The sequence below is a fragment of the Desulfofalx alkaliphila DSM 12257 genome (assembly GCF_000711975.1).
In the GTDB taxonomy this organism is placed as follows: Bacteria; Bacillota; Desulfotomaculia; order Desulfotomaculales; family Desulfohalotomaculaceae; genus Desulfofalx; species Desulfofalx alkaliphila.
Genome location: NZ_JONT01000001.1, coordinates 60,934 through 81,503, shown reverse-complemented (window position 1 = coordinate 81,503; position 20,570 = coordinate 60,934). Strand labels below are relative to the sequence as shown.

Sequence of the window (20,570 nt, the reverse complement as noted above, 5' to 3'; positions counted from 1 at the left end):
AAAAACACGACAGCGAAAAAGCCTCTCGCTGTCGTGTTTATTACTTTACCCAATCTTCAATTATCTGCAGTAGTTCTTCCCGCCCGGCCCCGGTTTGGGATGAAGTCACCACCAGAGAATGGGAAGCTTGCAACTGCAATTTCTTTTTAATAAGGGCTACCTGTTTGTTGGCCAGGTTTTTAGATAGTTTATCTGCTTTAGTTAAGGCTACTGCCACAGGAAGATTGTAGTGGCATAACCAACTGTACATTTGCATATCCTGTTGGGTGGGTTCATGGCGTATATCAACCAGCATTACCACCCCGCGCAAACTCTGGCGCTTACGCAAGTAAGCCTCAATCATCTTTCCCCATTTTTCTTTCATGGCCATGGAAACCTTTGCAAAACCATAACCGGGCAAATCCACAAAGTAAAAGCTTTCGTTAATTAAAAAGAAATTGATTAGCTGGGTGCGGCCCGGCGACTTACTGGTGCGAGCCAGCCCCCTGCGACTAACCAGTTTGTTTAACAGTGACGATTTGCCCACATTGGAACGGCCAACAAAGGCCACCTCAGGCAATTGATCCTCCGGGTAACCCTTGGGGTTTACCGCACTGGTGACAAACCCCGCCGATACTATCTTCATGAAGGTATCAGTGAACCCCCTTGTCTTGCTTCATCAATGTTTTGGTGGGCTTCATTGTAAGGCAAAACAGGCGGAACATCAGAAGACACCTGTTCTACCTTCGGTTCTGTCGGAAGCAATGCAATGGAAAGCACACTGTCCATATGGCCGACAAATTTAAACTCCATTTTACCCTTCACATTGTTGGGGATATCTTCCATGTCCTTTTTGTTGTCCTTGGGCAGAACCACTGTTTTGCTGCCCGCCCGCCGTGCGGCCAACACCTTTTCTTTAATGCCTCCAACAGGGAGCACCCTACCCCTGAGGGTTATTTCTCCTGTCATGGCCACATCACGCCGCACCTTGCGACCGGTAAGGGCTGATGCCAAGGCAGTGGCCAAGGTAATGCCGGCCGAAGGCCCATCCTTGGGTATAGCCCCTTCAGGGATGTGCACATGAATGTCGTTGTTATCAAAGAATGCGGGCTCTATACCCAATTCCCCTGCCCGACTGCGCACATAACTATATGCCGCCTGGGCAGATTCCTTCATCACATCACCCAATTTACCGGTAAGGGTAAGTTTACCTTTGCCCTTATAAGTGGTAACCTCTATGGCCAGCGTATCACCACCCACCTCGGTCCAGGCAAGTCCGGTGGCTATGCCAACCTCGTCGTCCTTTTCCACCTGGTTGTACCGGTACTTGGGGATACCTAAATACTTTTGTAAGTTTTGAGCGGTAATTCTAACCTTACGGTTTTTATCTTCTACTATTTGTTTAGCGGCTTTACGGCAGAGGGAAGCGATGTTGCGCTCTAAATTACGCACCCCGGATTCGCGGGTGTACTCCTGTATTACCTTACGAATGGTGTTATCTGAAATGCTTGTGCTTCCGTCGGGCAGCCCATGCTCTTTAATTTGCTTGGGCAGCAGGTGCCGCAGGGCAATTTGTATTTTTTCCTCTTCGGTGTAGCCGGAAATACGAATCAGTTCCATGCGATCAAGAAGCGGCCGCGGAATGTTATACATATTATTGGCAGTGGTAATAAACATTACGTTGGAAAGATCAAAGGGAACCTCCAGGTAGTGGTCAGAAAAAGCATTGTTTTGTTCAGGGTCAAGCACCTCCAGCAGGGCGGAGGAAGGGTCGCCCCGAAAATCCATGCTCATTTTGTCAATTTCGTCAAGCAAAAAGACCGGGTTTCTGGAACCGGCTTGTTTCATACCTTGGATGATACGTCCTGGCAGCGCACCCACATAAGTGCGGCGGTGGCCGCGAATCTCTGCCTCATCCCTTACGCCACCCAGTGAAATGCGCACAAACTTGCGTTCCAAGGCCCGGGCCACCGAACGACCCAATGAAGTTTTACCCACACCGGGGGGGCCCACCAGACAAAGTATTGGCCCCTTCATCTTTTTAGCCAATTTACGAATAGCCAAATATTCAATGATGCGTTCTTTCGGTTCCCTTAAGCCGTAATGATCCTCATCTAAAATTCTCTCTGCCCCTTTAATATCCAGCCGATCCCGGGTGGATTTTGACCAGGGCAAGGACAGTATCCATTCCACATATGTACGCACCACAGATGCCTCCGCAGCCATGGGTGGCATCTTCTCCAGCCTATCAACCTCTTTAGTGGCCTTTTCTTCCACATCTTTAGGCAATTTAGCCTTGGCTATGCGCTCTCGCAATTCCTCCACTTCAGCAGCACGGTCATCTTTTTCGCCCAGCTCTTTTTGGATAGCCTTAATTTGTTCCCGCAGGTAATATTCCTTTTGGGTTTTTTCCATCTGCTTTCTAACGCGGATATTAATCTTTCGTTCCAGTTCTACTATTTCCAGCTCTTTGGCCACAATACCGCAGAGTTTTTCCAAACGCTCCTCGATATTAATTGCCTCCAGTACCCGCTGTTTATCATCAATACGCAGCGTTAGGTGGGAAGCAACCACATCGGCTAAGCGACCGGGTTCCTCTAAATTAACCACCGACACCACCGTTTCCGGGGGTATGCGTTTAGATAACTTAACATATTGCTCAAACTGATACACCAAACTGCGCATAAGCGCTTCCACTTCGTTAGTTTTGGGAAATTCTTCAGAAAACTGCTGAAGTTTTACCTTAAAGTAGGGTTCATCATCCAAATATTCGACAATTCGCCCTCTGGAAATACCTTCCACCAGCACTCTAATGGTACCGCCGGGCAGTTTAAGTAACTGTTTTACCTCTGCCACAGTACCAATGGTATAAATATCCTCTTCTACGGGGTCATCTGTTTGGGCATCTTTTTGTGTTGCAAGGAAAATGATGCGGTCGTTAATCATTGCTTCTTCAATGGCATGCACCGATTTCTCCCGTCCTACGTCCAGGTGGATGACCATATAGGGAAAAACCAGAATCCCCCTGAGGGGTAGCATTGGCAAGACTCTTTCAGTGGGTTCCATTTTATTGCACCTCCTAGTTTCTAATGTTATCACTGGTGCTTTGAAGCATAAAGTTATGATGCAAATATTTTATCATAACAACCAGCAACTGCCAAAACAATAATTGTTAAAACACTGAGAAACCCAGTAAAAACTGGGTTTCTTGAATTTTTAGTAGCTAATGTTGAACAATGAGCATAGATCATCACCTGTCTACCCTGTTAGGATTTTGGAACAACCGGCCCCGGAAGAAATGAAGCACTGAGCAATTCCACCGGATTGGCTAACTTAGTTTGGGCATCTGTCTGCCTTTGGTATAGCAGAGCCCCATTTATCACTTCTTCTAGTCTTTCCACTGGAATAACTTCAATTCCCTCCATTTCAGAAAATAACTTCTGATTATTTTCTGCGGGAATAAATACCTTGGTGGCTCCTGCCAGGCGGGCAGCATTTACTTTGGCCACCACGCCGCCCACCGGTTTTATCATACCCCTAATAGATACTTCACCTGTCATTGCAACCTTGTTATCCACAGGCACACCGGTAATGGCCGAATACACCGCAGTGGCTATTGTTACCCCCGCCGACGGACCGTCAACCGGTGCACCCCCGGGAAAGTTAATATGGATGTCATAATCCCGATAATCCACATCCTTGGCACGGCGAAGAACGGTAAGTACGTTTTCCACCGAGCCCCGGGCCATGCTTTTGCGGCGCACCATCCTGCCGCCGCCGCCCATTTCTTCCTCTTCCACCATGCCGGTAACAATGATTTTACCTTGGCCCTTGGGAACTGGAATGGCGCCGGCCTCCACTTCTAAGATAGTGCCCAGGTTAGGCCCAAATACCGCCAGGCCGTTAACAACACCCACCTGCGGTTCCGGGGGTACTTGTTTTTCCATTCTGGGAGAGTAGCGCCCACTGTGAATTACCCATTCAATATCACTTACCAAAATTTCTTTTCTGCCTTCAGTGATGGCAATACCGGCGGCTATTTGTACAATGTTTACCGCCTCACGGCCATTGGTGGCGTAGCGTTTAATAACATCAAGGGCGCCTTCTTCCATGGGCATGTTAATCTTTTCGGCGGCATTGCCGGCAATAATGCCTATTTCTTCACTTAGCAAGGGCCGAAAGAAAATTTCCAGGCACCTGGACCGGATGGCCGGCGGAATCTCTTCAGGGGTACGGGTTGTGGCCCCCACCATGCGAAAGTCGGCGGGCAAGCCGTTTTGAAATATGTCATGAATGTGCTGCGGTATATTTGTATCCTCAGAGCTATAATATGAGCTTTCCAAAAACACCTTGCGGTCTTCCAGTACCTTTAATAGTTTATTCATCTGCACCGGATGCAGTTCACCTATTTCATCAATAAATAGCAAGCCCCCGTGGGCTTTGGTCACCGCCCCCGGTTTTGGCTGCGGAATGCCCGCCATTCCCATTGGTCCCGCCCCTTGGTAAATGGGGTCGTGTACCGATCCTATGAGGGGATCTGCTATTCCCCGATCGTCAAATCTGGCGGTGCAGGCATCTATTTCGACAAATTTAGCATTTTCTTTAAAGGGAGAGGCGCTGATTTTTTTAGCCTCTTCCAGCACTACCCTGGCGGCAGCTGTCTTACCGACCCCCGGCGGCCCATACACCAGCACGTGCTGGGGGTTTGGCCCGCACAATGCCGCCCTTAATGATTTTAAACCTTCGTCTTGACCGATTATCTCCTCAAAACTGGTGGGCCTGGTTTTTTCAGCAAGCGGCTCCGTCAACTTTACCGCCCTAAGGCGCTGTAATTTTTCCATTTCTTTTCGGGATTCACGTTCCACCGCATTTTTATTTCCCTGTTGGGTTTTGAGTAAGTTCCAAAAGTACAGGCCGATAACAACCGCAAAGAATAATTGTATGAAGGATACTAGACCCCCAAAGCCTGTTAATTCATGCATACAGAAACCCCCTTAAAACCGGGGCTGTCAGCCCCGGTAATATTGAATTAAACTTTAAATGTAAATTTCTTGTTATCTAGTATTATTACTTATTGAAAGAAAATTATCCGCAATATTACCATAAATTACATAAAAAAAGCTGCGCCTAGGCGCAGCCTCTTAAGCACTTTCTTCTTTTTTCTTTTTGCGGTCTGTTGTCATTATTATTGGGGCTTCTTTCTTTTGGATGCAATCCTTGGTAATAACACATTTGGATATATCATCCCTAGACGGTATATCGTACATAACGTCTAACATTACTTCCTCTATGATGGCCCGCAGACCCCTGGCACCGGTGTTGCGTTTCAATGCCAGTTCAGCCACTGCCATTAAGGCATCTTCCTGGAATTCTAAGCTGACGCCATCCAGCTCAAAGAGCTTTTCATACTGTTTGGTGAGGGCGTTTTTGGGTTCCGTAAGTATTCGGATTAATGCCTCTTCGTCTAGGGCATCAAGGGTTACAATAACCGGCAGCCGGCCCACAAATTCAGGAATGAGGCCGTACTTCAGCAAATCTTCCGGCAATACATTGCGCAGTATTTCGCCAATTTTCTTTTCTTCCTTGGTTTTAATTTCTGCCCCAAAGCCCATTGTCTTTTTACCAATACGGTTTTGGATGATGCTGTCAATGCCGTCAAAGGCACCGCCGCAAATAAACAGTATATTGGTGGTATCAAGCTGTATAAATTCTTGATGTGGATGCTTGCGGCCCCCTTGGGGAGGAACGCTGGCAACAGTTCCTTCAAGAATTTTCAGCAGTGCTTGTTGTACCCCTTCACCGGAAACATCTCTGGTAATGGAAGGATTCTCAGACTTGCGAGCAATTTTATCTATTTCATCAATGTATACAATACCTTTTTCTGCCTTTTCAACATCGTAGTCAGCAGCTTGGATTAGTTTTAACAAGATGTTCTCGACATCTTCACCAACATAACCAGCTTCGGTAAGAGAGGTGGCATCGGCAATTGCAAAGGGCACGTTCAACAGGCGCGCCAGTGTTTGAGCCAGCAGCGTTTTACCGCTTCCGGTGGGCCCCAGCATCACTATATTGCTCTTTTGCAATTCTACATCATCTACTTTTCCACCCAAGTTAATGCGCTTGTAGTGGTTGTATACAGCCACAGCCATTGATTTTTTAGCTTCTTCCTGGCCAATAACATATTGATCCAGTATTTCCTTAATCTCTTTTGGCTTGGGAATATCGGCTAGGTCTAGGCCAAAATCTTCATTTAATTCTTCCTCAATAATTTCATTGCAGAGTTCTATGCACTCATCGCAAATATACACTCCTGGCCCAGCCACAAGTTTCTTAACCTGGTCCTGTAATTTCCCACAGAAAGAACACTTTAATTGGCCTTTCTCGTTAACCATTATTCCACCTCTTTTTTATTTCTTCCGAGCATGTATCACTTCATCAATGATACCGTACTCCTTAGCCTGCTCTGCCGACATGAAAAAGTCTCTTTCAGTATCTACGCTAATTTTTTCCAGCGGTTGGCCGGTATGTTTAGCCAACAAATCATTCAACACCTGTTTCATTCGCAGGATTTCTTTAGCGTGAATGTCAATATCAGTGGCCTGGCCCTGAACACCGCCCAATGGCTGGTGAATCATAATTCTCGAATAGGGCAACGCATAGCGCTTACCCTTTGTACCGGCAGCCAACAAGAAAGAGCCCATGCTGGCAGCTTGGCCCAAGCAGATGGTAGATACCGACGGCTTAATATATTGTATTGTATCGTATATAGCCATACCGGCTGTTACTACCCCACCCGGAGAATTAATATAAATGTTAATGTCCTTTGCAGGGTCTTCAGCTTCCAAAAACAATAATTGGGCAATAATTAAATTTGCCACATGATCATCAATGGCGCCACCAATAAATATTATGCGGTCTTTTAATAATCGGGAGTAAATATCATAAGAACGCTCACCGCGGTTGGTTTGTTCCACAACAATTGGTACCAAATGAGACACTTGAGTCGCCTCCTAAAAGCCAGTGTGTAATACATCTTTAGGGCTCAAAGTTATTGAGCCCTGAATACCGTTTACTCTGCCGCCTTTTCAATTACGTTTGCTTGCTCCATTAAAAACTTCATGGTTTTGCGTCTTGTAATATCTTCTTTAACCATCTTTAGGTCACCCAAGGCCTCCAGTGTCAGCTTTAACTCAGCCGGTTCTTTATTGAATTGGGGTGCCATCATGGCAATTTCAGTTTCTACTTCGTCATCGGTGGCAGTAATTCCTTCCGCCTTTGCAATTGCATCCAAGACCAGTTCTTGCAACACCGTTGTATGAGCATCTTCTCTCATTTTGTCGCGCAGGTCATCAATATTTGAGTTGGTATATTGTAAATATTGTTCCAGCTGGATGCCTTGGGTACGTAAGCGGTTTTCCATATTGCTTACCATTTCGTCCAACCGATTTTCAATCATAACGTCCGGTATTTCTACCTCAGCCTCTTCTACCGCCTTTTCCAAAGCCTCACGGTTTACTTTGGCATTGGCTTGACGTTCCCTTTCTTCCCTTAACTTATTCAAAATGTCTGTCTTTAATTCTTCCAGGGTATCAAATTCACTTACATCTTTAGCAAACTCATCGTCTAGGGGGTTTAATTCCTTGCGTTTAATACCTACCAGCTTAACTTTAAACACCGCTTCTTTACCTGCCAGATTATCAGCATGATATTCTTCTGGGAAGGTAACGGTGACATCTTTTTCTTCGTTAATCTTCATACCCACCAATTGCTCTTCAAAGCCCGGAATAAATGAACTCGAGCCTACCACCAGCGGGTAGTTCTCTGCATGACCGCCTTCAAATGCCTCACCGTCTACATAGCCGGTAAAGTCTATCATTGCTGTGTCTCCATCTGCCAGTTCCCCCTCTTCAACGGAAACAAGCTTGGCATGACGGTTTTGCATGCGTTCTAATTCTTGCTGAACATCCTCGTCTGTAACCTCCACAGCGGGCTTCTCTATATCAAATCCCTTGTATTGACCTAAATTCACCTCAGGCTTAACAGGAACTTTTAACTTAAATACCAAGGGCTTACCTTCCTCTGCCTGTATTTTTTCAACCTCAGGCTGGCCAATCGGTGATATTTCTGTCTTTTCTATGGCTTCTTGGTAAACACTTGGGAATACATCCTCTACAACTTCATGATAAACTGCTTCCTGTCCCACATAGCGGTCTATCATTACTTTAGGTGCCTTTCCTTTACGAAAACCTGGAATGTTTACTTGTTTAGCAATTTTTTTGTATGCCCGGTTTAATGCTTTGGAGAACCTTTCGTCATCAACTTCTATTTCTAGCAATACTTCATTTTTCTCCAACTTCTCTGCAGTTGCTTTCATTATTTACGTGCTCCCCCTTAATATATGTATTCATTAAAAGATAACTTTTACTTTGCTTGATAATTTTACCATAATAATCATAATACTATCTATTTTAACCAAAAAACCTTTGCAATAACATAAAATAATTCTACATGTTGTATTAATTTCCTTCCGGTATTCCTTTAGTTTTATTATGCTGTTAAATTTTGCTTTAACAATTAAAAACAAAATACCAGGGTATTTTTTACCCTGGTAATAAAATCCTTATTACGCAATACTAGTATGCAATAAATACCTCTGGTTTGTCAATAGAATGAATGTTATTCTGTACAAGGTGGTGCGGACGGAGGGAGTCGAACCCTCACGGGGTGAACCACTGGATCCTAAGTCCAGCGCGTCTGCCAGTTCCGCCACGTCCGCAAAAAAAATTAATGGTGAGCCATGATGGACTCGAACCATCGACACCCTGATTAAAAGTCAGGTGCTCTACCGCCTGAGCTAATGGCTCACAAAAGTGAAATGGCTGGGGCGGCTGGATTCGAACCAACGCATGACGATTCCAAAGACCGCTGCCTTACCGCTTGGCTACGCCCCAGCGTATAAAATTTATGGGGTGGATAATGGGACTCGAACCCACGGCCTCCAGAGCCACAATCTGGCGCTCTAACCAACTGAGCTATATCCACCACATTATTCAATCGAACTCGCAAGAATTATCTTAACAAAAACCACATGGGTTGTCAATTGTTTTTTAAAGGAAATTGCCGGTTTGCTGTTTTTAGCCTAGGGTTTACCCGGGTGTACGGCAATTATCTATTCTCCCATTAATCCTCAAGGGCTTCTTTTAACTTTTCAAAGGTCATATTCAATCCTTCTGAAATTACCCGCACATCACCTATTACAGGCATAAAGTTAGTGTCTCCGCCCCAGCGGGGTACCACATGGATGTGAAAATGCCCCGGAACACCTGCCCCGGCTATTTTACCTAAATTTACGCCCACGTTAAATCCCTCTGGGTTAAAAGCTTTGCGCAAGAGCGCCACCATCTTTTGGGTCATTTGAAACAGCTCTAAAGATTCTTCTTCATCCAAGTCAGTTATATCTCCCACATGCCTTTTAGGAGCAATTAATAAATGCCCGTTATTATAGGGATAGATGTTTAAACACACAAAGGTTTTATCTCCCCGCAGCAACACATGGTTTTCTTCATCATTTGCGGACTCCAGCTTGTCACAAAAAATACACTGTGACCCGTGATCCTTCCCAATATACACGGTACGCCAAGGTGCCCAAATACGTTCCATATTCAATCCCCCTATCAGTATGTGTTTTTTGTAACAATCCCTTGGTATAAGTTTTTCTATATGGGGGTTATTTTTTCCTGCCACTGCCCCTTGGTATTAATGGCATTGTGCACGGCCATTTATATACTATTTTCCAACATTTTTCTGTGAAATTTCTGCACCATTTTCATTGAGCCAACATAGTATAAAACACCTGCTATCTTTTCAAAGGGGGTTCGCTAATGTTTGGTGGGTTGGGTTCTATTTTGCTCGGTTTATCCCTGATAAACGGCTTAACTTTGTTAATTTCTTATGTGGTTAACAACAGTTTTAAAAAACCACTCAGTGCTGAGGAAACCATAATGTACTTTAAAAGGTACCAAGCCGGTGATAAGGAAGCCTTTAATATATTGGTGGAACACAACCTACGCCTGGTGGCCCATATCGGCAAAAAGTATAAGGAAACAACCAACGAAAGCTACGACGATTTAATATCTATCGGCACCATAGGGCTTATTAAAGCAATTAACACCTTTGATGTTGAACGCTCAAAATTTTCTACATATGCATCCCGGTGTATACATAATGAAATATTAATGTGCTTACGAAGCAAACAAAAGGATAACGTACTGGTCTCTTTAGAACAGCCCGTGGGATGGGATCAGGAAGGTAATGAATTAACCTGGTCCAATTGCCTGGGCACCGACCCCGAAGCAGTATATGAAGAAGTGGAAAACATTCAAGAGTTGGCCCGCTTAAAGGAAGCCCTGGCCATGCTGCCAGTAAAAGAGCGAACCGTTCTTATCCAGCGTTACGGCCTGAACGGGCAAGAACCACAATGTCAAAGAGAAATTGCCAAAGATATGGGCATCTCTCGGTCTTACGTCTCCCGCATCGAAACTAAAGGTTTAAGGAAGTTAGTCCAGTTAATGGCCACCTCCTGCTGACAGTGTTAAAAGGCGCCCTAAGGCGCCTTTTATTATTTCCTTATTTGTTTATCCTGTGGTGACAGGTAAATCAAAGCATCTTCGGGTTCTTCTCTATGGTGGGATATTTCTTTACGTTCCACCACCACATTATTTATCACCGTCACCTCATAGGTGGTGATTTCGTAACCCTCACGGCCGGGTTTGACCACCTTTATTTCGCCGGGTTTTAAACTCTCATCAACCTTATACACGGTGTCATATTTAATCACTTCACGTATCGTTTCAGTACTGTATTCAATGCTATTGGCATCATCCCTGTGGCCCAGTATTGTTACCACAATTTTATTATCTTCCAATTCACTGGAAATTAACACCGGTTTTTTACCGCTGTTTTTAAATCTAAAATCAAGAATATCCCCCGCAATGGTTGCGTCCCTGCCCACAGGCACATAATTTACCGGTATGGTGTGTGTGTGCCGCTCTAACACCTCTAGCCCGGCAAGGTCCACGGCATTATAGAGGGTAGTAACCACTTGACACACTCCGCCGCCATAGGCCTCCGTAAGTTTTGAGCCGACTATCACCGGGGCTTTTTTATACCCCGTTTCCGGTGTTCTCGGTCCCAATACCTTGTTCAGTGACATCTCATCACCGGGTTTTATTAAGGTATTATTTATCTTATCACTGGCTAACTTCAAATTATGTACTCTGTTAGGGTTTGTGTTATCAAAGGAAGTAACATAAATACTTAACCGAGAATTTATGTCTTTTAAATCTTCACTGGTTAGTTGAGGTATAAGGGAATTAAACACCAACTCTGCCTTGAGGTCACCCGGCTCCACCCGGGCCAGCCTATTTACAGTGGCCTCGACATCTATTTCCCTGCCCAAGGTCTCCGGCAGTAACACCACCTGATCTTCAGCGTAGGCTATCTGGGCATTTTGAGGTTGGCGGCTATACTGATTATTTAGTTCAGCTAAAACCTGGCTAAAGGCTTCTTTGTCAAAACTAACTCCCAAGGGAATATCGACCTTACCTGCTACAACCCGGTAAAATTCCTTTACTTGCCATAAGGGAGAGATTTCTTTACCTAATTGAAAGGCCTTATCCACAGCCTCCTGGTATTTATAACCGAAGGCAATTTCGCCAAATGTTATCTCATAAATACCTTCTTCACCGTCAGTTATTACCAAAATACTGTCTGCAGTTGGCTGGGGGTACCTAAGCATTATTTCGTTCATGGCCTCGTTTTTATTAAGGCCCCCCACCGCAACACCACTGATGGTGGTACCTGGCAAAATTTTCCCTTTGTATTGGTGATTCATCACGGCTGTGGCTAGAGCAACCCCGATAACAAACTGCCCCAACAGCAAGGTGGCTGCAATGAGGGCAATACTAATTTTCTTCAACGGTATTCAACGTTAATTCCACGTATTTACCGGCTGCATTGGCCATTTCAATTATTCCAGGTGTTACAATATCTCCCTCTTTGGCTATAACTTCGCCATCATCAGCAACTATTGCACTGGTTACTCTGCGCCCAATTAAGTACTGGTTTTGTTGGTCTTCAAAGAATTTTAAGGGATCTTGTTCAGGCATTGGTTCTTGTTCTGCCACCGGTTCTTGTTCTGCCACCAATTCTTCTTTAGATACATCATCTGTCAGCCCTTGTTGAAAGTCTTTGGTTACAATAATCATATCCCGCCCGTAGGTTATAACCGTGTCGGCAGTGATGTACCCTGCCGGCTGCTGCTGGCCATTGGGTATCCACTGACTTCCTATGATTTTACCCGTATCTTCATCCACGGCTATTTCACTCACTGTGCCCACAATGGTGCCTTTTTCAGTCATTACTTTGCTGTTAATAATTTTAACATCCTTTTCTAACAGTTTTAGTGCCTCAGCACTGGATGAAAAGGGAATAACCTTGTCTTGATTTCTAATGGTTAAGGCATCTTCCCCAATGCCAACAACGTCTTGGTAGGGGATGAGTTTAGTTTCATGAAAGCTGTTCTTGGGTTCCACCACCACAAAATCCACTGCACCGCTCTCAGGATTGATTAAAAGGTCTTTAACGGCGCCCAGGTTTAGCACCTCAGCAATGCTCAGCACCGGCAGACCAATTATTTCTTTGCTTGTCTTCACTGTGTGCCCGTCTCCTTCCATTCAAACATTTATTTATTATTTAATCTTTTTAACGTTATGGCAAAAGCCTTTTGTTTAAGTCCGTCCGGAACCTGGCCGTAAGGCAGGTTCGCCATCTTATTCTCTTTTAATATTTCCTCTAAGGTCGTTAAAAACTCTAGCTTTTCCCGCCATGCCCTTATGCCGGAATGGCCCTTTAGTTCATGGTAGTTAATATAAGCAGCCAAAATTTGTACCGCTTGATGATACATGCCCACCTGTTGATAAAGGGTACTTAGCTCAGAAACTATAATGTATTTCAATGCCGGCTCGGGCTGTCGCTTTAGCGCTTTAAACATCAACCTTATGGCATGGTTATAATTGCCCTGCCTGGACTGTGCCATTCCTTGGGTAATCAGTTCTTTATCAGACAACTGCTCTTCATCTAATTCAGTGCTTAATTCTACCGTCCGCTCTTCTTCATCATCAACCACTTCTTCTGTCTCTGCTTCAGGCTCGTCGACCACTTCTTCTTCAATTTCCACTTCGGTTTCGTCAGCCATTTCTTCTTCCGTTTCCGCTTCAGTCTCGCCAACTATTTCTTCTTCTGTTCCCGCTTCAGTTTCGTCAACCATTTCTTCTTCTGTTTCCACTTCAGCCTCGTCTACTGTTTCTTCTTCTGATTCCGCTTCAGCCTCGTCTACTGTTTCTTCTGCTGTCTCCTGTTCAGTCTTGTCAACCATTTCTTCTTCAATTTCCACTTCGGTTTCGTCAACCATTTCTTCTTCAGTGTCCACTTCAGTCTCATCTACTACTATATTATCGGCTACCCCTTCGGGTTCGGTTTCTGTTATTTCTTCTAATTGAATTGCCTCATTTTCATCTGATGCAGCTTCATCATCTTGATGAAGCGGTGCGTAGCTTTGCTCTTCGCTAAATGAACGGACAATTTCCGTGTGAATACAGTCAGCAGGCAACAGTATTTCTTCTGCTTTTTCTTCCCGGTCCTCATCATCATGCCTATCTTCATTAATCTCTTTAATAGGCAATTGTTCCAACTCTTCTTTTTCAACTTCTTCTTTCTTAATTTCATCTGACCTAGTTTCATCTAACTTAACTTCATCTAAGCTAATTTCATCTATCTTAATCTCTTCTATCTTTATCTCTTCTGCCTGTTTATGGCCGGATACTTCTTCTGTTACATAATTGTTCTTCGCTTCTTGCAGTTCGACATCGGTTTTATCCTCAAGCTGCCCTATAAGGGATGCAACTGGCACTGTTTGTAAATGGTCCTCCGGCTGCCCTGAGGATGCTTTGGTGGCCAACACCACAGCCACCGCACCAATAACCACTGCGTAAACCACTAAGGTTTGCGTAAAGTCTAAACGCTGCAACATTAGGGGAAATAAACACAGCAATATGTAACTAACCGCACAAATGGCAATGGCTAGCTTTTGTTTTAAGTATTTTTTTACAATAAAATAACTTGCAGCTACCACCATAGTTGTTATGGCATAGTACTCAGTCATCAAAAACCTCCACTGATACAGAAATAACAGTAATTCTATAAAGTTCTACAAATACCTTTTGAATCCTTTTTATTCTACATGTTTTTCTCATTGGATTAATAAATATAGAAAAACAAAAAGTTACTGCCATAATTAAGCGGCAGTAACTTTTTTATCTAAAATAATGGAAAAGGTAATCAAGGCGTCCTCTTTTAATGTAGTGTATACCTGAAAACTTCATCACTTCTCTAATTTTTTTCCGGTAACGGGGAGCATAGCAATGGGTGTCACAATTTTTACAAGAAGGCTTAGGGTCTTTGGGGCACAAGAGGCGCCTTTTAATAGCGTAGTTACTTAGCTCCAAGCACTCTTGGCACAGTTTCATTTCATGGCCTTCAAGGGTTACTTTTTGCTGCTCCCGGTGGTTACAGTTGCAATATGTTTCAATAAATTTAAGTACAATGAACAGGTCCTTTTCTGCTTTAGCCATGGACTGCACCTCCTGGCACTAATATTAGCATCATTGTTGTTTAAAGGCAGTGAGCTGGGTCACTATAGTAAAAATTACCGGTATAGAAATAATATTTAGCAAAACAATACATACATCAATGCACTAAAGATAAGGAGGACAAATTATGGGTAAAAAGAAGTCTGTCAACAAAAAAGGAGCTAAAAAGGCAGCCAAAGAAATGCTGCGTACATCAGAACAGGAGATGAGATTAAGCAAAACATCACCGGAAGTAACCAGTGATTTGGCTCCCAACTAGGTACCCGCAGCCTACTGACAAACCGGGGGTGGACAAACAGTCCACCCACTCTTTATTAGCCCTTGTTGCGCTGCAACACCCTGGCCCAAGAATCTTGGCCTAAAAAACTCTCTTCCACGTTACTCTCCATTTCCACAAACAATTTATAGGGAATAGCAAAGGAAAGGGTGTCTTTATCAAGCTTGGGACGGGCAGAAATATCAAAGGTTCCAAGCACCGCGCGGGGAGCATCCTTTCTATTCTCGTTATAAGGAATTAAGCACAAAGTATGACACCCGGCCCCAAAGGGGGTAAATACCGCATTTCCACCGGCCCTGTTATAGTTGGCTAACACAAATAATGCAGATAACCGGTCACAGTTTGCCAAAAACACTACCACTTCCGGGGTTTCGTCTTCCGCCACTTCACTGAGGGGCTTTACCACCACATATTCATAGGGTATATCGGTAATAGGCAGTTGATCAATAAACTTTTTGGCAAGTTCCGGTGTTTTGTAATAGGCTTCGCCATGTTCTAAGGCAGGCATATTTCTAACGATATTTTTACCAATCTCACTCTGGCAAAATTCTTTATTACCGGTAGAAAGAAAATATTCAATACCGCCGGGGAAATTCTCGTACATGTTGCCGAAACCTAAACCGACCCCGCCACCTATACATCCAAAGCTTTTCCGGTCAAATACCGCCGTACGTCCCTTAGATGCTGCCACAAACATTGCAACCACACAACCCCAGCGTCCCTCTTTAAACTGCAATGCTCCTTCGGGCTTTTTATTGGTAAAGACTACTGCTATGGGGTGAGACTTTAAGCCAATGGCCTGGGCAATTTTACTTTGCATTATATCACCTCCGCTTTTAGTGCATTATATCACATACACCCTGCATTTTTTTCAGTGGTGTACCACTTTCTGGTATAATGTAGGGTAAGTGCCGGTGGAGGTTGATAATATGTATGAACAACTTATTAATAAATTTTATGACAATAGGAATCAAGAAAAATCCAAAGGGATGTCCGCTTACATGAAAAACAAATTCCCTTTCTTAGGAATACAAAAACCCCGGCGAGCTGAATTGGCAAAGGACTTTATCAAACAGGCAAAGAAAGAAAAAAAGATTGATTGGAACTTTGTTTTCATGCTTTGGGATTTGCCGGAAAGGGAATTTCAGTATTTGGCCCTAGACTATATTCTTGCTTTAAAAAACAGTCTGGAAAAGCCTGATATCGATAGAATTAAGCTATTGGTAACAAAAAAATCGTGGTGGGATACCGTAGACAACCTAGCTAAAATTACAGGTGTATTATGTGCAAAACACCCGGAACTCGTCCAAAGTCATATATTGAGCTGGGCTGAAAGCAATAATATTTGGCTGGCCAGAATTGCAATTTTATTCCAACTTAATTATAAAGAGAAGACAAATACCCATTTACTGAGCACAATAATCAATAAAAACAGCAAAAACAATGAATTCTTCATTGCAAAAGCCATTGGTTGGGCCTTAAGGGAATACTCAAAGACCAATAAAGAATGGGTAAAATCATTTTTAGAAAGCCACCCCTTGCAACCTCTCAGTGTGCGTGTAGCAAGTAAATATCTTTAGATAATTATCACAAAGAAGGCCATAAAAACAAACCCAGTAGTAACTTATGTTATGGTATTATCATCTAACTTGTTTAGCCATTCTTCTTTGTAAATGATGACATTAGGCTGTTCCTTATCCGGCCCTTCCCGTAGGTCTATTAGACCCTGGGCTTCTAGGTGGTCTATCGCCTGGTTAACTTCAAATTCTGAGTAACCCAGGTGTTTGCCCATCTCCCGTGAGGGGTAAATTAACATTCCATCAGGTGTAGATTGCTCAGCAATAAAAATAAGTACATTGCGGGATACTTCATCTAATTTGGAAAGCATTGTTGCAGCCTTTAGCATTATTTAACTCACCCCTTTATAGGTTTATTATTTCCCTTATTGAAGCTAAAAACTCTTACCCAAAATTGTCAGTGGCAAATAGTTAAACATGCTGTATCCTAACTTATAACGGTTGACACTGGCCATCTTTTTTGTTATTATAATTTTTGTCGGTTACACAAAATAATAGGTCCCAGTAGCTCAGCTGGATAGAGCAACGGACTTCTAATCCGTAGGCCAGGGGTTCGAATCCCTTCTGGGACGCCAATATTATTAAGGCTTCTAGCGAAAACGCTAGAAGCCTTTTTATGCAATGCACCGGATTGCCACCATTGTCCATCGCCGAGGGTATAATCACCCAACCTCACCCAGCTTTTAGTGTGTTCATGCTAAGGCGTATTTTGGGCAGATATCTTTATATTTTAAACCGGCCATGTAATCTCTTTTAGCTTTTAATCTTACTTCATCAAATAAGATTGTTTTGTATTTAGGGTTTTGGGCATGAAAAAGACACCCTATTGGGTGTCTTTATTATTATCTCTTAATCTTGTATCCCCCTAGTAATTTAGGACTTGCCAATTCCTTCCCGTGAACATCATAGAAATAGACTGTAACTAGTTCATCGGAACTAACTACACCGGCACTTTTAACAATTGTTTCTATAGTACCACCCACTTGCTCAGCAAATCGCTCCTTTTCATACTCCTGCGAAAAATACCAAGCATCACTAACTGTTACTGCCACAGATGACCAATCGCCATCTTTAAAGTGAGGTTGAATATTTACAACTACGCCATTACTACTTTTTATAAGCTCATTCATTGCATTTGCAAACAATTCATTTAACTTAGTTTTTAGAGTTTCCTCATCTGGATAAGGCGCTGTAACAACATCGAGATTTATATTATATCCATTTACATTGTTCTCAACAGCAAGATCTCCTCTTAAATTTTCTCCGTTTTCTCCGTATACTTCCTTTACCTTATCCGGTTGAGGGTGCTCATCTAAATTAAATCTCATCATTGCCGAGCCTGATATATATCCAACTTCCCATTCTTCTGGGATATCAAACTCTTTAACTCCTACACCATTCTCTATAGTGATAAAATCGCTAACAAAATTAAGGTTGCCATCCATTAATAATGTTTCAAATATAGAGCCATCTATTGCATTGGTTGTAATTGTTACTACTGCTTTTCCGTCTTCAAACTCTACATTTAGCCCGCCTGTAATCTCATAGATTGCTTCATCTTTTTCTTTTATTGTTGCGGAATTTTTATCTTCAACTGCTTCTTCTCCACTACTACCTAAAGCACCAATAACTACTATAATGACTAAAGCAATAAACCACCAACGCTTATAAATTGGTTTCTTTTGTTTTTCAGTCATCTTAAATTCCCTCCTTTTTACCAGCATTATTAGACAAAAGGAGGTTTTTTCCTCGACAAAAATTCCGACAGTATTCGATAAACAATTCTCTCTATATGAGTTATAATTTCAATAATCTTCTTTACTGTAAGGACTGTTCGAGACAATTCTTTAAATAATCTGCTACGTCCCAATGTTCATTCATAGCCGCTAGAATTATAGCATTATATCCATAGGTACTTGTTTTTTCTATCTCTGCTCGTTATTAACGAGTAACTTAACAACTTCTATATCTCCTCTTTCTGCTGCTATCATTAAAGGTGTTAGCCCATTTTTTATTTCTATATTTGTATCTATGCCTAGCTCTAATAAAAGCTTTACTGATTCAGCATCTCCATTTTTTACCGCCTCTATTAATGAGTCCTCGTTGATATTAATTATTCCTTTATCGTGGAGTTGGCTTAATGCATTTGATTGTGTTCTGGCTTTGCAGCCTGACAACAAAATGAATACTGTTATATAAATGATATATATGGCTATCTTATTAGATACTCTTATCAATTAACCACTCACCCCTTAAAACTACTTATCCCCCTCTTGGGGCTACTGATATGAAACTATAGTAAGTATTGTATGGCTAAAAGTTCCGAACAAAAACAATAACCCAAATTTCAACATGTTTGCTTCCCCTTTATGGTTAAGCATTAACTATCTAGTGTGCATCATCTATCTCAAATCAAGAGGTAAACCAGTGTTACTAAACCAATACAGATGAATGCTCATCTTCTAAAACCACCTCTGCCTTTACCCCAACTAGCTTAGAACACTCATGGATGAAGGGGTTATAAAATCTAGGGCTCATAAATAAAAAAAGCCAGGCATTAGGGTAATACAATGCTTGGCTCTAGCTTATTAGACACTTTTAATCACTCAGCCCAGAAAGCTAAATATCCCCCTCTTCGGGCACTATGCAGATAAATGCCAACTCATTTTCTCCGGTGTTTTTAAACTGATGCTCCGCACCACCGGGGATATAGGCCACCGAGCCCGCTGTCAGCGGCTGCTCTTTTCCATCCATCAGCACCGTACCTTCCCCGCAAACTACATAGTTAATATGCGGCCAGGGGTGACTGTGTTTGGGGGTGTTGCCACCGGTACCCAGTGTAAAAAGCCGCATTACCCAACCTTCCCAACCATGCTCTGGGCCAATAAGAGTTTGTTTGACGGCATTTACCACACCCGGGGCATCGACTTTGACACTGGGTATGTTTTTGATGTTTCCTACATACACTTGTTAACCCTCCTCGTTATATTTGTTAAATATTCTACCGCGCTTACTTAATTAAAATTATTAAGTTGGAACCGTCCTATTTCTCCACCTTTAATTAAAACAACTAAATCTGCTGCCACACTATGTCTTTACAATTTGTCTAACCGGTATTAATCATTTAAAATCTCCTGTAAAAACTTTTTCCTGTTCAGCAAAAAATACCTTGTTATTTGGTAATGGTCTGTCATCTCATAATCTATCTCTTTTATTGCCCCGTTATCAAAACTAAAGATTGTAGCATTGGGATAGCCTAAAATAATCGGAGAATGTGTAGCAATAATAAATTGACTGTCTCCCGGTAGAACTAGTTCATGTAGGATTTTTAAAAATGAAAGTTGTCCTTGAGGTGATAATGCAGCCTCTGGCTCATCCAATAAATAGATAGCCTTACCTTTAAATCGGTTTAAAAAAAGAGATAAAAAAGACTCTCCATGTGATTGCTTGTGTAAAGAGCGTCCGCCATATGCATCATGGGCCCTTATTTTATCAATGTGAGTAGCAAAGTTGTAAAAAGACTCAGCCCGAAGAAAGAAACCGTTTGTAACTTTAGGCAACCACGAAAGTCTAATATATTCACCAAGTGCCGATTCAGAGGCATGTACATCATAATAGTTATTACGTCCCCCACCTGCTGTATTAAATTGGCATTTATAAGCAATTGCTTCTAACAGTGTGGATTTACCTGAACCATTTTCACCCACAAAAAATGTAACTTTGCTTTGCAAATCTAACTGACGAAGATTTTTTATTGCAGGAATAGAAAAAGGATAATTATTAAAAGAAGGAATATCTTCATGCATAAGCTCAATTCTTTTCAAGAACACACTATCACCTACGAACACTGTCAATTAAAAGTCCCTTAAATTTTTCTGGGTTGTTTCCATTTGAAGATGACAATAAGAAAACAAAAAATCACCTGTTACCAGACTTTCTGGTTATATGTAATTGTTAATTCATACTGCGCCACAGGTAAGTAAACTATGTATAATGCTTTAATCCAAGGCCCTACACCTTGATGGTACA

At 42.6% G+C, this 20,570-nt stretch carries 20 protein-coding genes and 5 tRNA genes; 4 read left to right on the top strand and 21 right to left on the bottom strand.

Translation table 11 applies throughout. From position 1 onward, the window contains the following. Window positions 1-40: 40 nt before the first annotated feature. The 11 genes from yihA to BR02_RS0100355 all read right to left on the bottom strand — a co-directional run bounded on the left by yihA (window position 41) and on the right by BR02_RS0100355 (window position 9,639). Window positions 41-625: a ribosome biogenesis GTP-binding protein YihA/YsxC gene (gene yihA, locus BR02_RS0100410; protein WP_031513129.1), complete on the bottom strand. Its 585-nt coding sequence runs from the start codon at window positions 623-625 to the stop codon at window positions 41-43. After that, window positions 622-3,045, bottom strand: coding sequence for an endopeptidase La (lon, locus tag BR02_RS0100405; RefSeq protein WP_031513128.1), 2,424 nt, complete (start codon window positions 3,043-3,045; stop codon window positions 622-624). Before lon ends, yihA begins: the two co-directional genes overlap by 4 nt. 200 nt (window positions 3,046-3,245) lie before the next feature. Then, window positions 3,246-4,961, bottom strand: coding sequence for an ATP-dependent protease LonB (gene lonB, locus BR02_RS0100400; protein ID WP_031513127.1), 1,716 nt, complete (start codon window positions 4,959-4,961; stop codon window positions 3,246-3,248). Between the two features lie 159 nt (window positions 4,962-5,120). Beyond that, complete coding sequence (clpX, locus tag BR02_RS0100395; RefSeq protein WP_031513126.1) at window positions 5,121-6,371, bottom strand: ATP-dependent Clp protease ATP-binding subunit ClpX; 1,251 nt, start codon at window positions 6,369-6,371, stop codon at window positions 5,121-5,123. 15 nt (window positions 6,372-6,386) lie between these two features. Further along, complete coding sequence (clpP, locus tag BR02_RS0100390; protein ID WP_031513125.1) at window positions 6,387-6,977, bottom strand: ATP-dependent Clp endopeptidase proteolytic subunit ClpP; 591 nt, start codon at window positions 6,975-6,977, stop codon at window positions 6,387-6,389. Window positions 6,978-7,048: 71 nt separating this feature from the next. Further along, window positions 7,049-8,353 carry a trigger factor gene (tig, locus tag BR02_RS0100385; protein WP_031513124.1) on the bottom strand — a complete coding sequence of 435 codons (1,305 nt, stop codon included), beginning with the start codon at window positions 8,351-8,353 and terminating at the stop codon, window positions 7,049-7,051. 317 nt (window positions 8,354-8,670) lie between these two features. Next, window positions 8,671-8,755, bottom strand: a tRNA-Leu gene (locus BR02_RS0100375). A gap of 12 nt (window positions 8,756-8,767) precedes the next feature. Continuing rightward, window positions 8,768-8,843, bottom strand: a tRNA-Lys gene (locus tag BR02_RS0100370). A gap of 12 nt (window positions 8,844-8,855) precedes the next feature. Further along, window positions 8,856-8,930 (bottom strand) — tRNA-Gln (locus BR02_RS0100365). 14 nt (window positions 8,931-8,944) lie between these two features. Beyond that, window positions 8,945-9,021: transfer RNA gene (locus tag BR02_RS0100360), tRNA-His, on the bottom strand. A 138-nt stretch (window positions 9,022-9,159) separates the two neighbouring features. Then, window positions 9,160-9,639 carry an HIT family protein gene (locus BR02_RS0100355; RefSeq protein WP_031513123.1) on the bottom strand — a complete coding sequence of 160 codons (480 nt, stop codon included), beginning with the start codon at window positions 9,637-9,639 and terminating at the stop codon, window positions 9,160-9,162. A gap of 221 nt (window positions 9,640-9,860) precedes the next feature. On the opposite strand from BR02_RS0100355, the gene sigK reads away from it, so the two are divergent. Continuing rightward, entirely contained in the window at window positions 9,861-10,565 is a 705-nt protein-coding gene (sigK, locus tag BR02_RS0100350) for an RNA polymerase sporulation sigma factor SigK (RefSeq protein WP_031513122.1), read from the top strand. A gap of 32 nt (window positions 10,566-10,597) precedes the next feature. On the opposite strand, the gene BR02_RS0100345 is transcribed toward sigK, so the two are convergent. From BR02_RS0100345 to BR02_RS0100330, 4 genes are all read right to left on the bottom strand, one after another. Then, on the bottom strand, window positions 10,598-11,956 hold the full coding sequence (locus BR02_RS0100345; RefSeq protein ID WP_031513120.1) for a VanW family protein: 1,359 nt from the start codon (window positions 11,954-11,956) through the stop codon (window positions 10,598-10,600). Beyond that, on the bottom strand, window positions 11,943-12,692 hold the full coding sequence (locus BR02_RS0100340; protein WP_031513117.1) for a PRC-barrel domain-containing protein: 750 nt from the start codon (window positions 12,690-12,692) through the stop codon (window positions 11,943-11,945). Before BR02_RS0100340 ends, BR02_RS0100345 begins: the two co-directional genes overlap by 14 nt. A 29-nt stretch (window positions 12,693-12,721) precedes the next feature. Then, window positions 12,722-14,200 carry a hypothetical protein gene (locus BR02_RS14615; RefSeq protein ID WP_051688037.1) on the bottom strand — a complete coding sequence of 493 codons (1,479 nt, stop codon included), beginning with the start codon at window positions 14,198-14,200 and terminating at the stop codon, window positions 12,722-12,724. A 151-nt stretch (window positions 14,201-14,351) separates the two neighbouring features. Next, complete coding sequence (locus tag BR02_RS0100330) at window positions 14,352-14,669, bottom strand: nitrous oxide-stimulated promoter family protein (protein ID WP_031513113.1); 318 nt, start codon at window positions 14,667-14,669, stop codon at window positions 14,352-14,354. A gap of 145 nt (window positions 14,670-14,814) precedes the next feature. Here BR02_RS0100330 and BR02_RS15955 point away from each other — a divergent pair, with 145 nt between their 5' ends. After that, window positions 14,815-14,946 carry a hypothetical protein gene (locus tag BR02_RS15955; RefSeq protein ID WP_274377094.1) on the top strand — a complete coding sequence of 44 codons (132 nt, stop codon included), beginning with the start codon at window positions 14,815-14,817 and terminating at the stop codon, window positions 14,944-14,946. Window positions 14,947-15,001: 55 nt separating this feature from the next. Here the strand turns inward: BR02_RS15955 and BR02_RS0100320 are convergent, their stop codons facing one another. Next, window positions 15,002-15,784, bottom strand: a complete 783-nt coding sequence (locus tag BR02_RS0100320) for a DUF169 domain-containing protein (RefSeq protein WP_031513111.1) — start codon at window positions 15,782-15,784, stop codon at window positions 15,002-15,004. Window positions 15,785-15,893: 109 nt separating this feature from the next. On the opposite strand from BR02_RS0100320, the gene BR02_RS0100315 reads away from it, so the two are divergent. Then, window positions 15,894-16,544 carry a DNA alkylation repair protein gene (locus BR02_RS0100315; RefSeq protein ID WP_031513109.1) on the top strand — a complete coding sequence of 217 codons (651 nt, stop codon included), beginning with the start codon at window positions 15,894-15,896 and terminating at the stop codon, window positions 16,542-16,544. Between the two features lie 44 nt (window positions 16,545-16,588). Here the strand turns inward: BR02_RS0100315 and BR02_RS0100310 are convergent, their stop codons facing one another. Next, complete coding sequence (locus BR02_RS0100310; protein ID WP_031513107.1) at window positions 16,589-16,870, bottom strand: aminotransferase-like domain-containing protein; 282 nt, start codon at window positions 16,868-16,870, stop codon at window positions 16,589-16,591. A gap of 169 nt (window positions 16,871-17,039) precedes the next feature. Here BR02_RS0100310 and BR02_RS0100305 point away from each other — a divergent pair. Then, a tRNA-Arg gene (locus tag BR02_RS0100305) sits at window positions 17,040-17,116 on the top strand. A gap of 267 nt (window positions 17,117-17,383) precedes the next feature. Here BR02_RS0100305 and BR02_RS0100300 read toward each other — a convergent pair. From BR02_RS0100300 to BR02_RS0100285, 4 genes are all read right to left on the bottom strand, one after another. Further along, entirely contained in the window at window positions 17,384-18,238 is an 855-nt protein-coding gene (locus tag BR02_RS0100300) for a hypothetical protein (RefSeq protein WP_031513105.1), read from the bottom strand. Between the two features lie 228 nt (window positions 18,239-18,466). Beyond that, a complete protein-coding gene (locus BR02_RS0100295; RefSeq protein WP_031513103.1) occupies window positions 18,467-18,778 on the bottom strand; it encodes an ankyrin repeat domain-containing protein in 312 nt (103 codons plus the stop codon). A gap of 382 nt (window positions 18,779-19,160) precedes the next feature. After that, window positions 19,161-19,508, bottom strand: a complete 348-nt coding sequence (locus BR02_RS0100290; protein ID WP_031513101.1) for a cupin domain-containing protein — start codon at window positions 19,506-19,508, stop codon at window positions 19,161-19,163. A 149-nt stretch (window positions 19,509-19,657) separates the two neighbouring features. Next, window positions 19,658-20,371, bottom strand: a complete 714-nt coding sequence (locus tag BR02_RS0100285; protein WP_031513099.1) for an AAA family ATPase — start codon at window positions 20,369-20,371, stop codon at window positions 19,658-19,660. Window positions 20,372-20,570: the final 199 nt, after the last annotated feature.

Coding starts and splice junctions, on each gene's coding strand:
- yihA (WP_031513129.1), bottom strand. CDS start 625: ATGAAGATAGTATCGGCGGGGTTTGTCACCAGTGCGGTAAACCCCAAG.
- lon (WP_031513128.1), bottom strand. CDS start 3,045: ATGGAACCCACTGAAAGAGTCTTGCCAATGCTACCCCTCAGGGGGATT.
- lonB (WP_031513127.1), bottom strand. CDS start 4,961: ATGCATGAATTAACAGGCTTTGGGGGTCTAGTATCCTTCATACAATTA.
- clpX (WP_031513126.1), bottom strand. CDS start 6,371: ATGGTTAACGAGAAAGGCCAATTAAAGTGTTCTTTCTGTGGGAAATTA.
- tig (WP_031513124.1), bottom strand. CDS start 8,353: ATGAAAGCAACTGCAGAGAAGTTGGAGAAAAATGAAGTATTGCTAGAA.
- BR02_RS0100355 (WP_031513123.1), bottom strand. CDS start 9,639: ATGGAACGTATTTGGGCACCTTGGCGTACCGTGTATATTGGGAAGGAT.
- sigK (WP_031513122.1), top strand. CDS start 9,861: ATGTTTGGTGGGTTGGGTTCTATTTTGCTCGGTTTATCCCTGATAAAC.
- BR02_RS14615 (WP_051688037.1), bottom strand. CDS start 14,200: ATGACTGAGTACTATGCCATAACAACTATGGTGGTAGCTGCAAGTTAT.
- BR02_RS0100330 (WP_031513113.1), bottom strand. CDS start 14,669: ATGGCTAAAGCAGAAAAGGACCTGTTCATTGTACTTAAATTTATTGAA.
- BR02_RS15955 (WP_274377094.1), top strand. CDS start 14,815: ATGGGTAAAAAGAAGTCTGTCAACAAAAAAGGAGCTAAAAAGGCAGCC.
- BR02_RS0100320 (WP_031513111.1), bottom strand. CDS start 15,784: ATGCAAAGTAAAATTGCCCAGGCCATTGGCTTAAAGTCTCACCCCATA.
- BR02_RS0100315 (WP_031513109.1), top strand. CDS start 15,894: ATGTATGAACAACTTATTAATAAATTTTATGACAATAGGAATCAAGAA.
- BR02_RS0100310 (WP_031513107.1), bottom strand. CDS start 16,870: ATGCTAAAGGCTGCAACAATGCTTTCCAAATTAGATGAAGTATCCCGC.
- BR02_RS0100300 (WP_031513105.1), bottom strand. CDS start 18,238: ATGACTGAAAAACAAAAGAAACCAATTTATAAGCGTTGGTGGTTTATT.